At 36.2% G+C, this 14,286-nt stretch carries 15 protein-coding genes; 9 read left to right on the top strand and 6 right to left on the bottom strand.

All coding sequences use genetic code 11. From position 1 onward, the window contains the following. Nucleotides 1–141 precede the first annotated feature (141 nt). On the top strand, nt 142–300 hold the full coding sequence (locus ACKGJN_RS10715; RefSeq protein WP_409539491.1) for a YqaE/Pmp3 family membrane protein: 159 nt from the start codon (nt 142–144) through the stop codon (nt 298–300). Between the two features lie 72 nt (nt 301–372). Here ACKGJN_RS10715 and galE read toward each other — a convergent pair whose 3' ends face one another. Further along, the gene (gene galE, locus ACKGJN_RS10710; RefSeq protein ID WP_409539490.1) at nt 373–1,410 is read right to left on the bottom strand and encodes a UDP-glucose 4-epimerase GalE; all 1,038 of its coding nucleotides are present in this window, start codon (nt 1,408–1,410) and stop codon (nt 373–375) included. A gap of 182 nt (nt 1,411–1,592) precedes the next feature. On the opposite strand from galE, the gene ACKGJN_RS10705 reads away from it, so the two are divergent. The 3 genes from ACKGJN_RS10705 to ACKGJN_RS10695 all read left to right on the top strand — a co-directional run bounded on the left by ACKGJN_RS10705 (nt 1,593) and on the right by ACKGJN_RS10695 (nt 4,369). Further along, nucleotides 1,593–1,877 (top strand): DUF3817 domain-containing protein, encoded by a 285-nt coding sequence (locus tag ACKGJN_RS10705; protein ID WP_409539489.1) that lies wholly within the window; start codon nt 1,593–1,595, stop codon nt 1,875–1,877. 1 nt (nt 1,878) lies between these two features. Next, a complete protein-coding gene (locus tag ACKGJN_RS10700) occupies nt 1,879–3,168 on the top strand; it encodes a mechanosensitive ion channel family protein (RefSeq protein ID WP_409539488.1) in 1,290 nt (429 codons plus the stop codon). A gap of 109 nt (nt 3,169–3,277) precedes the next feature. Further along, entirely contained in the window at nt 3,278–4,369 is a 1,092-nt protein-coding gene (locus ACKGJN_RS10695; RefSeq protein WP_409539487.1) for an endonuclease/exonuclease/phosphatase family protein, read from the top strand. Nucleotides 4,370–4,764: 395 nt separating this feature from the next. Here ACKGJN_RS10695 and ACKGJN_RS10690 read toward each other — a convergent pair whose 3' ends face one another. Together ACKGJN_RS10690 and ACKGJN_RS10685 are read right to left on the bottom strand one after the other, a co-directional pair. Next, nucleotides 4,765–5,178: an NUDIX domain-containing protein gene (locus tag ACKGJN_RS10690; RefSeq protein ID WP_409539486.1), complete on the bottom strand. Its 414-nt coding sequence runs from the start codon at nt 5,176–5,178 to the stop codon at nt 4,765–4,767. Between the two features lie 155 nt (nt 5,179–5,333). Beyond that, entirely contained in the window at nt 5,334–6,686 is a 1,353-nt protein-coding gene (locus ACKGJN_RS10685) for an NAD-dependent succinate-semialdehyde dehydrogenase (protein WP_409539485.1), read from the bottom strand. Nucleotides 6,687–6,852: 166 nt separating this feature from the next. Between ACKGJN_RS10685 and ACKGJN_RS10680 the strand changes: the two genes are divergently transcribed. After that, on the top strand, nt 6,853–7,260 hold the full coding sequence (locus ACKGJN_RS10680; protein ID WP_409539484.1) for a glyoxalase: 408 nt from the start codon (nt 6,853–6,855) through the stop codon (nt 7,258–7,260). Here the strand turns inward: ACKGJN_RS10680 and ACKGJN_RS10675 are convergent. After that, entirely contained in the window at nt 7,234–7,968 is a 735-nt protein-coding gene (locus ACKGJN_RS10675; protein ID WP_409539483.1) for a DUF3307 domain-containing protein, read from the bottom strand. The two genes, ACKGJN_RS10680 and ACKGJN_RS10675, sit on opposite strands and share 27 nt — an antisense overlap. Then, nucleotides 7,958–8,629: a hypothetical protein gene (locus tag ACKGJN_RS10670; RefSeq protein ID WP_409539482.1), complete on the bottom strand. Its 672-nt coding sequence runs from the start codon at nt 8,627–8,629 to the stop codon at nt 7,958–7,960. The genes ACKGJN_RS10675 and ACKGJN_RS10670 overlap by 11 nt, the downstream gene beginning before the upstream one ends. 244 nt (nt 8,630–8,873) lie before the next feature. Between ACKGJN_RS10670 and ACKGJN_RS10665 the strand changes: the two genes are divergently transcribed. Continuing rightward, nucleotides 8,874–9,326, top strand: a complete 453-nt coding sequence (locus ACKGJN_RS10665) for a transcription elongation factor (RefSeq protein WP_409539481.1) — start codon at nt 8,874–8,876, stop codon at nt 9,324–9,326. A gap of 51 nt (nt 9,327–9,377) precedes the next feature. Here the strand turns inward: ACKGJN_RS10665 and ACKGJN_RS10660 are convergent, their stop codons facing one another. After that, nucleotides 9,378–9,890: a GreA/GreB family elongation factor gene (locus tag ACKGJN_RS10660; protein ID WP_409539480.1), complete on the bottom strand. Its 513-nt coding sequence runs from the start codon at nt 9,888–9,890 to the stop codon at nt 9,378–9,380. Nucleotides 9,891–10,199: 309 nt separating this feature from the next. Between ACKGJN_RS10660 and ACKGJN_RS10655 the strand changes: the two genes are divergently transcribed. From ACKGJN_RS10655 to ACKGJN_RS10645, 3 genes are all read left to right on the top strand, one after another. Then, nucleotides 10,200–10,829 (top strand): HD domain-containing protein, encoded by a 630-nt coding sequence (locus ACKGJN_RS10655; protein WP_409539479.1) that lies wholly within the window; start codon nt 10,200–10,202, stop codon nt 10,827–10,829. Nucleotides 10,830–10,924: 95 nt separating this feature from the next. After that, entirely contained in the window at nt 10,925–12,736 is a 1,812-nt protein-coding gene (locus ACKGJN_RS10650; RefSeq protein WP_409539478.1) for a sodium:proton antiporter, read from the top strand. Between the two features lie 236 nt (nt 12,737–12,972). Next, complete coding sequence (locus ACKGJN_RS10645) at nt 12,973–14,226, top strand: glycosyltransferase (RefSeq protein WP_409539477.1); 1,254 nt, start codon at nt 12,973–12,975, stop codon at nt 14,224–14,226. The last annotated feature ends 60 nt before the right edge of the window (nt 14,227–14,286 follow it).

The raw sequence follows: 14,286 nt of genomic DNA, 5'->3' as shown, positions 1-14,286 counted from the left end.
TTATTTTAAAGACGCAAAGATACTTTTTTAAGATTGGTTCCCTGAAATTATAAAATGAAGTTAAAAATTAGCCAAACAAGGCGCCTAACTTTCCTGCTCCTCTTGTTGTTGGCTACATTTGTGCTCACCAAAAAAATATTTATGTCTGTACTAACAATCATTTTAAACATTTTATTACCTCCTCTTGCTGTTTTTTTAAAACACGGATTGGGAGGAACTTTTTTGATTAGCATTTTACTAACCCTTTTAGGCTGGATTCCGGGAATGATTCATGCGTTTATAGTTAATGGCACAAAATAAAATATAAGAGGCCTGGAATTAATTTCAGGCCTTCTTATTATTTTATAATATTTTATTTACCAGAAGCTGGTTCTAATGCTTCTTTTCAATTTTCATTACCTTTTCCTCCCATTTCCATGCACTTTTTAGGGCTTCATCCAGGCTATGCACTGCTTTCCAGTTAAGAACTGAATTTGCTTTATTCGTATCGGCATAGGCGGCTATAACATCTCCTTCCCTCCTGTCGGCGATTTTGTAGGCTAGTTTCTTACCAGTAGATTTCTGAAAAGATTCTATTACTTCAAGTACTGTATTTCCGTTTCCGGTCCCTAAATTAAAAACATCATAATTTTTTTCAGAAGAATTATCGAGCAATCGTTTTAAGGCAACCACATGAGCCTTTGCAAGATCCATCACGTGAATATAATCCCGAATACAGGTTCCGTCCTTGGTTGGGTAATCATCACCAAAAACCGAAAGTTGTTCCCTTTTGCCAATAGCCGTTTGGGTGATAAAGGGAACAAGATTTTGAGGAGTTCCTATTGGTAATTCCCCTATTTCTGCTGAAGGATGCGCACCAATGGGATTGAAATATCTTAAGGAGATCGCTTTGAACGCAGGATGAACCTTACAGGTATCTTCAATAATTTCCTCTCCTATTTGTTTGGTGTTTCCGTAAGGCGACATCGCTTTTTTAATTGGTGCATTTTCCTTTATTGGTAAAGTATCTGCCTGGCCATATACTGTACAGGACGAACTGAATATAAAGCTTGCCTGTTCCTTTTGACTTAAATGTTGCAGAATATAAATTAAACTGGACAAATTATTTTCATAATAAAGCAAAGGATTTTCTACACTTTCCCCAACTGCTTTTGAAGCTGCAAAATGGATCACCCCATTTATATCCGGATATTTCTCAAAAAAACCGGCTACAGCATCTTTATCCCTAAGATCCATATTCTCGAATTCGGGGGTTATTTGAGTTATTTTCGTAATTCCGGCAAGTACATCCAGTGAGGAATTTGATAAATTATCGATTATCACTACTTCATAGCCTTGTTCCTGTAAAGCTACCACAGTATGAGAGCCAATAAAACCAAGTCCTCCGGTTACTAATATTTTTGATTTCATGAATTTATTTTCTATTTACGTGCAAATTAGGAAAAATGCCAAACCCGGGAACATTTTTTTTCTCTATTGGCACCAGAATACTATCTTTTAACATTATTTCACAAAACAACTTTTAATTTTAAATTTGGAATTTCACTTAAAACACGCGGTATAAAATTTACCTTTGCACAAAATTGTATACTATGAGTTTAAAGACAAAAATTAGCACATTTAGATGGATAAGTATCCTGGAAGGGATCTCATTTCTTGTGCTTTTATTTTTGGCCATGCCTTTAAAATATTTTTTTGATTTACCACAGATGGTCCAAATAGTTGGAATGGCTCACGGAGTTCTTTTTCTTGCATACATTGCAGGAGCTGTTTTCATGTATTCTCCTTTAAACTGGAGACCACAAACACTTTTAGTAGCCATTGTATGCTCTGTGATCCCTTTTGGGCCATTTTACATAGAAAAGAAATATTTATAGCATGAAAGAATTTATGGATTTCAAGGATATCAGTTGTTTATTGGAGAATTATTTCCTCCAGATTGGTATGGACCCGGTAATGGCAAGTTATCTTAACCTGTTCATCAATATCGCTTTATTGGTCCTGCTTATTTACCTAATCAACTATGTACTTAGGAGGTTTGTAATTGAAAGTTTTAAAGCCTTTACCAACAGGACAAAGACCACATTTGATGATTTTTTGATCAAAAGTAATTTTCCGAGGTATATAGCGCAAATTGTTCCAATAGTACTTGTTTATTATACCGCTCCATATATCCTTGTGGATCATCTATACTCTTTGAAAGTAGTTCTCTTTGTCCTTAATATCTATGTTATTATTCTCATAGTTTGGATTTTTAGAAGTTTATTACGCACAACAAAAAATTACCTGAAAACCCGGGAAGAATTTCACGATAAGCCAATTGACAGCTATATCCAGGTACTTATGATTATTATTTGGGTGATTGGCTTGATGTTTATTTTTTCTGAAATGACAGGGAAATCGGTTATTAGCTTCGCAATATCTTTGGGTGCTGCTTCGGCTATTTTATTGTTGATTTTTAAGGATACCATTTTAGGTTTTGTGGCTTCCATTCAGGTTTCAGTAAATGACATTGTGAGAATTGGAGACTGGATAACCTTCAGCAAATTTGGAGCAGATGGTACAGTAACCGAAATTAATCTTGCTACCGTAAAGGTTCAAAACTTTGATAATACGTACACCAACATTCCTACCTACAGCCTTATTTCAGATTCATTTCAAAACTGGAGAGGTATGCAGGAATCTCCGGGAAGAAGGATTAAACGTGCTATATTCATCAAACAAAATTCAGTTAAATTCCTGAATACAGATGAATTGGAAGGATTAAAAAAAATAAGTTTAATTGCCCCTTATCTCAACCACCGCCAAAAGGAGATTGATGGTTATAATAAAAATAACAACGTTGATAAAACCCTGCCTATAAATGGAAGGAATCAAACAAATTTAGGGGTTTTCAGAAAATATATAGATAGTTATTTACACGAACATTCTGCCGTGCACAAGGAAATGTATATTATTGTTCGCCACCAGGCGCCTACCCCGCAGGGAATTCCTCTTGAAATCTTATGCTTTAGCAGGGATAAGCGATGGGAAAATTTTGAGTATATAAGCGCCGATATTTTTGATCATATAATTTCTGCCGTGCCCTATTTTAATCTTCAATTATTTGAAGCTCCATCTGGTGATGATCTTAGAAATTATCTGGCTTCAGAATTTCAGGAAAACTAAATCAGCCTCACAAAGATTTTTAAAGAAATAGATTTTCAAAAATTAAAAGTATGTTTGTGGTTTTAAATTTTAACCAAAAACTTGCTGTTTGAATTTTATTTGAAGCTTTATGAAACTTAAAACCTTTTTACAAATATTTGGTATTATTGCGGTAGTTGCCACCCTGGTTCCGTTATTTGCGGCCGATTTCTGGTGGATACGTATTTATGATTATTTCCATATTCAGTTAACCTTGCTTACACTCGCCGCGCTTGCTGCCTATTTTATAAGATTCGATATAAAAAGTAAAAAGGATTACATTTTCATAGGAGTTCTTTTAACCTGTTTTATTTATCAGCTGGTAGGGATCTACCCTTATTTACCACATAAAAATTATTTAGTCGGGGAAGCCTCTTCAGGCCAATCTGAAAATAATTTAATACATTTTTATGCTGCCAATGTCCTTCAAAAAAATACAGATCCAAACCTACTGATTAAGGAAATTGAACAAAAGAATCCGGATATTTTATTATTTACCGAAACAGACCTAAAATGGAGGGACAACCTCTCACAAGCAGTGTCTGATTATCCATATAAAGTAGAAGTCCCACTTGATAATACCTATGGAATGTTATTGTATTCCAAACTGGAAATGCTGGATCCACAAATAAGATATCTCGTAGACGATAGTATCCCATCCATACATACTGTGCTAAGATTGAGATCGGGAGATTTGGTGAAATTTCACGCAATACACCCTACACCGCCTATGCCACAGCACAATCCCTCTTCTTCAGATAGGGATGCAGAAATGATGCTAATTGCAAAAATGGCAATGGATTCTGAATTACCGGTAATTGTAGCAGGAGATTTTAATGATGTTGCCTGGAGCGGAACTACCTCTTTATTTTCGAATGTTGGCGGATTACTCGACACGCGGGTAGGTCGCGGATTTTATAATTCCTTTGATGCTACCAGTTTTTTAATGCGCTGGCCATTGGATCATTTTTTTGTCACCGAAGAGTTTAGAGTTAAAAAATTTAGTTTAGGAAACGATATAGGCTCCGATCATTTTCCTGTAGAAATCATCTTAAGTCTGGAACCTGAAAGAGCCGAAAAACAAAGACCTGATCCGGCAACACAGGATCAAATCGAACAGGCAAATGAACAAATAAAAGTTGCAAGGGAAAAACAGCAAGAAAAGAAAAAGAATGGGGAATGATTGGCTTTGATATCTTGTGGATTAAAACATCCAATGAATACCAGGGTTTGGAATTTAATTATCCAATGTTGTCCGGTAAAAAATTTTGTGAAAACTGAAACCACTCATTGGGCATTCCAGGGAAATTTTTAATAGAGCACCCTTACTTTCTGAATTTATCAATAATACCAATAACTAAAGTGTTCTGAAAAAATAGAAATCATACCTAAATGTTTATCAGTTATATCAAAAACCTCGGGCAAGCCCACGAGGTATGAATTCAAAAATACTTTTGAAAATTCGAGACAAGCCTCTGGTAATCAAACCATCAATGAGGGATTAAAATCAAATCTTGATTCTTGCAGTTGCGCCAAAGACGGAACGATCTTGACTCTTTACCGGACATTACTTTTTAATTATAATAAATTTGTTGCTGCCTTAATAATTTCGGAATGATCAAAGGCCAATTCAGGAAGATCATCTAAGGAGAACCACTCGGCGTCTTTGGCATCATCACCCCCTTTTACTTCCCTGGAATTATTTATTTTTCCGGCAAAAGCTACTGAAATCGTTCTTCCGCGTGGATCTCTTCCCAAAGCCCCAAAAGCGCCAACTTGTTGAAGCTTTTCCATGTTAAGTCCAGTTTCTTCCTTAAGTTCACGCAGTGCTCCTGTTTCTAAAGGTTCGTCCAATTCCAGAAAACCTCCCGGAAGAGACCACTGGTTTTTAAAAGGCTCGTTTATCCGCCGAATCAATAATAATTCATATCCGTTTTTAACTTCCTTAAAAATGACCGAATCTACCGTAACTGCTATATTTTGATCTTTCATTTATTTTATTATTTTAATCCTACCAGGAGATTTAAATCCCCAGCACCCGCCCGTAGTATTTGGCCGGAAATTATTGAAATTTCTCTTTTTGATTTGACCGATGAACTTTCTTCAAAGAATTGAATATAGACCTTTTCTTTTTGAACTTCAAAATATTACTTGAAATAGACCGTTTTTATATTTACAAATTCCCTAATTCCATGAATTGAAAGTTCCCTACCATATCCAGACGTTTTAGTTCCTCCAAAGGGCAACCTGGGATCACTTTTTACCAATTCGTTTATAAAAACCGCTCCGTCTTCAAATTCCGGTATCAAACCTTCCACATGTTCAATATCTTGAGTAAAAACAGAAACGCCTAATCCAAAACTGGAGGTATTTACCAGCTGAATGGCTTCCTTTTCATCGTTAAAAGTAGTTACCGATATTACCGGACCAAAAGTCTCTTCTTTAAAAACAGGCATATCTGGTGTAACTCCTGTAATGATGGTGGGTTCAAAGTAAGCTCCCTTTCGCTTTCCTCCTAAAATAATTTTGGCTCCTGCTTTCACCGATTGCTGAACCTGATCTTCCAAATCTTTTGCCAGATCTTCCCGGGCCATCACGCCTATATACGTAGCTTCATCCAATGGATCGCCACTTTTAAGTTCTCCTGCCTGTTGAACAAATAGTTCTAAAAACTTATCGGCAATAGATTCGTCCAGAATAAGCCGTTTTCCGGCGATACAACTTTGTCCTGTATTTTGGAAACGCGCCTGAATACAGGTTTTTACCGTTTCTTCAATATTTGCATCTTTAAAAACAACGAGCGCATTACTTCCACCCAATTCCAGAACCGATTTCTTAATCTCTTCTCCAGCAACCGATGCTACTGCACTACCCGCCGCGTTGCTTCCGGTTAGCGTTACTGCCTTCACCCTTTTATCGCGAATAATCGATTCCACTTTATCACTCCCCACGGGAATATTCTGGAAACATCCTTCTGGAAATCCGGCTTTTTCAAAAATTTTTTGAATGTTGTTTGCAGATTGCATCACATTGCTGGCGTGTTTTAAAACACCAATATTTCCGGCCATTAGTGCAGGGGCTGCAAACCTGAATACCTGCCAAAAAGGATAATTCCAGGGCATTACCGCCAGTACAACCCCAATAGGTTCATAAGAAATATAGCTTTTTTGTGCGTCGGTTTTCACACTTTCATCTGTCAGCTGTTTCTCTGCATTTTCGGCATAATATTCACAAACCCATGCGCATTTTTCAACCTCTGCAATAGCCTGGGAAATTGGTTTTCCCATTTCTTTTGTAATCGTTTCGGCATATTCCTGTTTATTGCTAATCAATTCCTTAGCTGCATTTTTCATCAGCCCGGCACGATGCTTAAAATCTGTCTTTTTCCAGGTTTTAAATCTTTTTGAGGCCTCCTCTAGGATTGTATCTATTTCGGTTTTAGTCGATTCCTTAAGGTGTCCAACTTCTTCACCGGTATAGGGGTTTCTTGATATGATCATACTTTAATTGCTATTTTTCTGTAAGATAAAAAGATAAGTATAAAGGCATCGGGCGATTAAGACGACTTTAACGCTATAAAAAAATGTTTATAATTGGTTTAAAAGTTGTGAGCTGACTTTTAATTATCGACTGAATTATTACTTAAATTTAAGAAAACCCAACGTTATGAACCAGCGAGATAAAGATTTAGTTTGCCTAAGACCCGAAATTCCTTCGGCTAAAGTTTCAGAAGATATGAGCAGGGATGAGCAATTTCAAAACAAAACGCTTCGTCCTGTTGCCAAACTTCAAAATGATCTTTTGATAGAAGTATTCAAAAATTATATCAAAAAACATAAAAATGCATTTCACGCATTTTCAATAGAGAAAAAATTGATGTTTGTGGAAAATGCGATTCAAAAGGATATAAAATTCAGGAATAGCCTGAAAGGAATCATCATTGGTCAGTTTTCTATTGAAGAATATCTTGTTTATGTTGAAAATTCTTCAGCATTGAACAAACGAATGATGAATATTGTAAAAGAACGAATGTTCGGCAATATTCAGTTATTGGAAAATGAAATGGCGTACTAAAAACCCCAGGAGTATTGTTATTGCAAAGCTCATAAGTGTTCCTATAAGCACATATTCGGTTTGTTTTCGGGCCCCGGTTTCAGATTTATCACTGAATCTTAAGATAGATTTTGCGGCGATAAGAAATCCTATTGCTGAAAAATTATTAGTAAGTATAAAAGTAAGTACCAGGATGCGCTCAAAAACCCCTATATATCTTCCTGCTGCTTCCAGGCTGTTATTTTGATTGGAAGGTTCAATCTGGGTATGCCAGCGTTTTGTGGCTTTTCCTATTAAAAATCCAACCGGGAATATCACTATTAGATATGCTCCTATTATCAATAGAAAAAATGGGGAATTAATCATCCCACTGAGCACTGGAAATATCATTCCAAATCCCTGAATTAAATATAACCAGGCTACCAAAATAATGATTAGGTGAAATAATTGATCCAGTAAAAAGGATTTTAGATTATCATTTGCCAGGTTCACCTTCCATAGATCTATAAGGTAGTGTGTGATACTTATAAATAAGGCTACATACCACCATTTTAATTCCTGCAGGAACAAATAGGTAAGTATTCCGGCGATTAAAGCGTGAAGGACGAGATAAAGGGACTTTCCACGGTGTTTTTGTTTATGTTGAATCCAACGGGATGGCTGGAGCACAAAATCTGTAAGGATGTGTGCCAGTAAAAGCTGTAATAAAACAAGAAAATTAGTGTCCATTAAAATGAGTTTTTATTACTTGATGATACCTTTGTAACAATCCCGAAACTGCTTCCCATCCGGCGGCTTTTTTGCGCTGGTTTACAGCAGATTGACTAATCTCTAGGATTTCGGCTACTTCCCGTTCTTTTAACCCTCTTAGCAAATAATAAACAACTTCAGCGGAAGCGGTGCTCCATTTATCGGTAATAGTGTCTAAAAGAAGAAAAGCTGTATTAAATTCCTGATTGATGTTTCCATCTATTGTTTTTAAACGGGTCTTTCTGTTCTCCGTTTTCATTTCATCCAGGGTTCGGCCTGAAAATTGAAAAGCCTGACCATTGGATTCCTCAATTGCTTCCCGCTCAAGTTCCTGCATTCCTATTCCAATTGCTATTTTGAAATCGGCTATTTTTGAATACGCCTTGTTTTTTCTGGTTTCTTTTAAATGGATCCGGTTTATGGCAGCCTTTATTTGAATGGCTATTTTTAATGCTTCCTCTGGCTGATGTACCACTCCCTGAAAACTATCTCCCCTGTAAATTTTGAAACGTATGTTTTGTTCCCCATACTCAAGGGTTAAGGTTTCAAATTCTACTTTTAAAGAGTTTAAAACTTTTTCCAAAATCTCCTCTTTATATAAGGAAGAATCCACAAGATCTGCCGTTAATACTGCTACCATATTTCAAATATAATAAATTATATTAGTCTAAAACCTTATAAAATAATAAAATTAGTCTGTAGACTTATATTTATACTTTATAAGCCTATGGACTTATAATTATATTTTATAATTCCATAGACCTATAAAGTGATTTTTCAAAAATACAGCTAATTATTAAAAATTTGCAAAATCTTCTTTTAACCGAAACCAGAAAAGTACCTTTAAGTTAAAACAGGAAAGGAACCTTAAAATAAAATATACTATGATACCGAACCGGAAAACGCTCTTCATAAAATGCCTTGAAGAAATAGATAAAAAAATAAAAGCATACAGGGATAACATGGATGCTGTTAAGGAATCCATGGAAGCCAATGATGTACATACAGATTATGATGAGGAAGGAAACAAAGGCCAGTTGCTGGGTGATTTTGAAAAATATGCCAGATACCTTGATAATGCCCAAAAAATGAAAGAAAAGCTTAGCAGTGTGGACCGAGAACATTTTAGTGAGCACGTACAATTTGGGAGTGTTGTGGAAACCAAAGACAGTTATTATTTTATCGCCACAGCCCTGGGAGATATTGTTTTGGAGGATGGAAGCAAAGTTCATGTGATATCCACAGAAGCCCCTATTTATACTGAACTGGAAAGTAAAAAGAAAGGGGAGACTTTTAGATTAAACGAAAAAGATGTTGAGATCCTTAATATTCATTAAATAATTTGTGTTTTTAGTGCTGATCTTTATCAAGTTTATAAGATTTGACCTTCAGGAATACTCGATTTTAAGGATTTCCAGCTGCTGAATTTCTCCCCCCATATTAACTTGTGTAATCTCTCCAATCTTTTTTCCCGTAAGGGCGATTGCTATGGGCGCCACAAATGCGATTTTATTCTCTTTAATAGTTGCTTCATCTACTCCAACCAGCTGGAATTTCCGGGTGGATCCTTTTTGTTTTCCGTCTATAAATTTAAAACTGACTTTTGCGCCAAAGCGAACTTCGTCCCTGGATTGTTCCAAAGGTTTTAAAATACGGGCCGACCCAATTCTTTCATTCAACAAGTTTAAACTTCCGGTAAAGGTTGCCCTGGCATGCCTCCGTTCCTTATCATTTTCGATATTAAGCTTAGAAAGTTTTTCTTCAAGCCTTTCGCGTTCGTTTTTAAGTTGCTGGTAACCTTCGGGAGTAACATAATTGATCACTCCGGCTGGTAGAGCTGCTCTTGGAGGAATAAAAGGCGCTTCCTCCTGGTCATCTTCTTTTACAAATCCTCTGCTCATTGCTCCTGATTTTAGTCAATTTCAAAATAGGAAAAAATTTGCGGTTCAGTTAAATATTAAGAATTATTTATATATTTTTTTGAGCTAAAAACACCTTGTTTTGCTGCCAATTAAAGTAAGTTCAACGGTAAAAACAGCGGGGTTATAATTAAAGGTTAAAAATCTTAAATCACCAAAAAATTTGATGATTTCTTGTAAATTACAACCGAATTTACAGCAGGTTAATTTTCAATTAAAATGAGAGTTATCAGGCTGATTTCCGAATTACCAAATGCCTTTCAAAAACCTAAGATTAATAAAACAACCAGCATGGCTTTCAATTTTCTAAAAAGACTAAGCAGGTCTAACATTGTTTCCTTAACCTATGATCATTGCATAGATTTTTTGGAAAATACACGTTGTAAATCCTTGCCATTTCATAGTGTTGATCACACCAAGGATGTTTACGAATATGTAAAAACCATCGCGAATTATGAAGAAGTTTTTGGATCAGATCTGGAGCCTATTTTAATTGCTGCACTGTTTCACGATACAGGAATGGCGCAAACCTATGCAGACCACGAAGAGCAAAGTGTGAAATATGCGATGGAATTTTTAAAGGAGCAAGAGTATCCCGAGGATAAATTAAATATTGTTACTTCCTGTATTCTTGCAACCAAAATGCCACAAAATCCTCAAACCCTGGCTGAAAAAATCATTTGTGACGCCGACCTTTATCATTTAGGACTGGAAAGTTATATCTTCAAAAATGAACGACTTAGGGCGGAATGGGAAGAGTATTTCAATTTAGCATATTCTGACGAAGATTGGTATGCCGTTAATGTGGAATTCCTCGAAAATCAGAAGTATCATACATGGTTTGGTAAAACCGTTTTGAAAAACAGAAAAGATCTCAATTGTACCATGTTAATGGAAAGGCACGCAAAATATCAAGGTTAAAAACCAGGAGTTGACAATTTGATTTCTTTAGTTGACTTTTATAAACCTTCATTTATAGTCCTGGCAAGATGATAATTATTTCCTACTTTTAAGAAATGACATCGGATATCCTTATATTATTGGCCATTATAATCGTGGCCATGATTTTCTTTGCACTGGAAGTATTCCCGGTGGATAAGGTCGCGTTTTTCATTTTGGTGAGTTTACTTGTAACTGATTTGGTAAGTCCCGAAGAAGCTATTTCCGGGTTCTCCAGCCCTGCCACTATTGCCGTTTTGGCGCTGATGATAATAGCAATTGGCCTTGAGAATAACGGGGTGATTGATCTTCTTGCAGATGGATTAAAAAAACTGAAAAACCTTCCGGTATTCTTAATGATCCCTGTATTTATGATTATTGCAGGCGGAATTTCAGCCTTTATAAATACTACTGCTGTAGTGATAGTTTTTGTAAAAATAATCTCTGAGCTTTCTGCAAAGCATGATATTCCAATGTCAAAACTTTTAATGCCTGTTTCATTTGCGGCTATCATTGGTGGTAGTTGCACCTTAATGGGCACCTCTACAAACCTTATCGTAAATGCTATCGCTGTAAACCGTGGTTTGGAACGTTTTACATTTTTCGAATTTACGTGGTATGGGGTAATTTTCATGATTATAACTATAGCAATTGTAACCTTAATGCATAACTTCCTTCCTTCCGGAAAAAAAACAACCATTGATGAGGATTATAACCTTGATGAATTCATAACCAAAATAATTATCAATAAAAATGCACTAATCATTGGGAAACCCATTGGAGAAACCTTTCTTTTTAATAATGAGGATGTTGAAATTCTTCGGTTAAAACGGGATGGAATTATAAATGACAAACCGGGAAAGTATATTCCGTTAAAGGAAGGGGATCAACTATTACTGAGGTGTAATCTGGAAAACCTCATTAAATTAAAAGATCTAAAAGATTTTACTGTAATTAAAAATAAAGATACTAAAAAACTAACCTTTCCTATAACTCAGGATGAGCCTCTGGAAGAGAACATTCAGGTAGTTGAAATTCTTATGCTTCCCAATTCTCCTTTGATAGGTAAAAGTCTGAAATCTTTAAAAAGGCAGGACTTAAGTGGTGCAATTCCATTGGCAATAAGAAAGAGAAGAAGTTTAAGGAATCCTCATACAAGGATTTTTGGTAATAAGAGAGATCAAATAGAATTAAGGGTTGGAGACCGGCTATTGGTGGAAGTTTCAGAAAGTGTTCTCGAGGAATTAAGCAAAGTTGAAAATGTAACAATACTGCAGGTCCATAAGGAAATTAGACCTGTAAAAAAGTCCAAGCGAACAATCTCTTTTGCAATCCTGCTGCTGGTGATTGGGTTATCGGCATTTTCTATTTTTCCTATTCTAAAAAGCGCACTTATTGGGTGCTTTCTTATGATATTCTTAAAATGTATAGATCTTGGGAAAATCTATTCCCAGGTGAATTGGCAAATCATCTTTTTATTGGCAGGAATGATCCCTCTGGGAGTAGCTATGAGCAATACGGGTGCCGATGTATGGATTGCCAATCATTTACTGGTTATTTTTCAGGATCAAACAGAAACCGTGATTATTGGAATACTTTTCCTCATTACCATGATCCTAAGTGGATTTGTGTCAAATAATGCCACAGCAATTATCATTGCTCCTATTGCAATTACCATTGCCTTATCTATGAAGCTGGATCCAAAACCATTTATACTGGCGGTTTTGTTTGCCTCCAATTTTAGTTTTTTCACTCCGATAGGATATCAAACAAACACCATTATTTACGGAATGGGAATCTATAGATTTCGACATTTTTTTATCATAGGTGGCGTGATTTCCCTGGCTCTTTGGATTACCGGATCCCTCCTCCTGGCAGGGAGTTTTTAAACCGGCCTCTTGTTTGGTGAAATTCAGGTATTTTTGAAAAAATATTTAGATAAAATATTCATAACTGGGTATCGATACAGAGGCTAATATTATATGGATGTTACATATGACCCCCTCTTAACAATGATATAAAAATAGGAAATGAGCATAACTGCTACGATAAAAAGATCTATGAAGATTTATGCTAATTACTCCCGGGCTATCGGGAGACAATAAAAAACAATAAGAATCTATATATGACACCAGTATTAGTGATAGGTTATGTTTGGCCAGAACCAAATTCCACCGCTGCGGGCTCCAGGATGATGCAGCTCCTGGAATTTTTCATTTCTGAAGGGTTTTCCGTCACCTTTGCAACAACAGCCTCAGAATCTATTCACAGGGCAAATCTTGAATCCTTAAATATTTCGATTATACCGATTAAATTGAACGATTCAAGTTTTGACGTGTTTCTAAAAGATCTTCAGCCACAAATGGTGGTTTTTGACAGGTTTATGATGGAGGAACAGTTTGGATGGCGAGTGCATGCTATTTGTCCGGATGCCCTAAAAATACTGGATACTGAAGATCTTCATTTTTTAAGAAATTTCCGGGAACTGGAATTCATTGGTAAAAATCCCTTATCGACAAAAGAATCAGAACTGGCTAAAAGAGAGATCGCAAGTATCTACCGATGTGATCTAAGTTTGATCATTTCAGAAGTTGAAAAAAAACTACTGAATGATGATTTTAATATCCCAGAAAATCTGTTGCTATACCTCCCGTTTCTTATTAAGAAAATCACTTCAGAAGAAATTGCTTTTTTGCCCAAATTTGAGGAGCGGGAGCATTTTGTAAGTATTGGGAATTTCAGGCATGCACCCAACGCAGATGCAATTATGCACCTTAAAAGAGAAATATGGCCCATTATCCGGAAAAAACTGCCCGATGTACAGATGCATATTTATGGAGCTTATCCCGCTGCAAAGATCACCCAGCTGCATGACCCAAAAAATGGATTCCTTATCCAGGGTTGGGCAAAAGATGCCGCAGAAATAGTTAAAAAAGCACGAATAAGCCTGGCTCCTTTAAGATTTGGTGCCGGGTTAAAAGGTAAACTCATTGAAGCCATGCAATGCGGCACTCCAAATATCACCACTTCTGTAGGTGCCGAGGGAATACCGGGAAGCCTTGACTGGAATGGATTTATTGAAGATAGTCCTGAAGGATTTGCTGCATGTGCAGTAGAACTTTACACCTCTAAAACACCATGGAAACAAGCACAGGAAAACGGTTTTAAGATCCTTGATTACAGGTTTTCCAGCGCTGAATTTCACAACGTATTTCATAACCGTTTAGCAGATCTTAAGAAGAACCTTAAGCAACACAGAATGGAAAATTTCACCGGTGCTATGTTACTGCATCATCGGGTTAAAAGCACCTACTATTTATCCAGATACATCGAGGTTAAAAACGAGCTTTTGAATCTAAAAAAATCTGAAGAATTTTAAATTTATCAGTAAAATTACCCTATAAAAAAGATCACTTCTTGGTGGCAAGAAGTGATCCTA

It is taken from the genome of Gillisia xinjiangensis, from assembly GCF_046298265.1.
Taxonomy (GTDB): Bacteria; Bacteroidota; Bacteroidia; order Flavobacteriales; family Flavobacteriaceae; genus Gillisia; species Gillisia xinjiangensis.
This window is presented reverse-complemented; position numbering and strand designations above follow the sequence as displayed.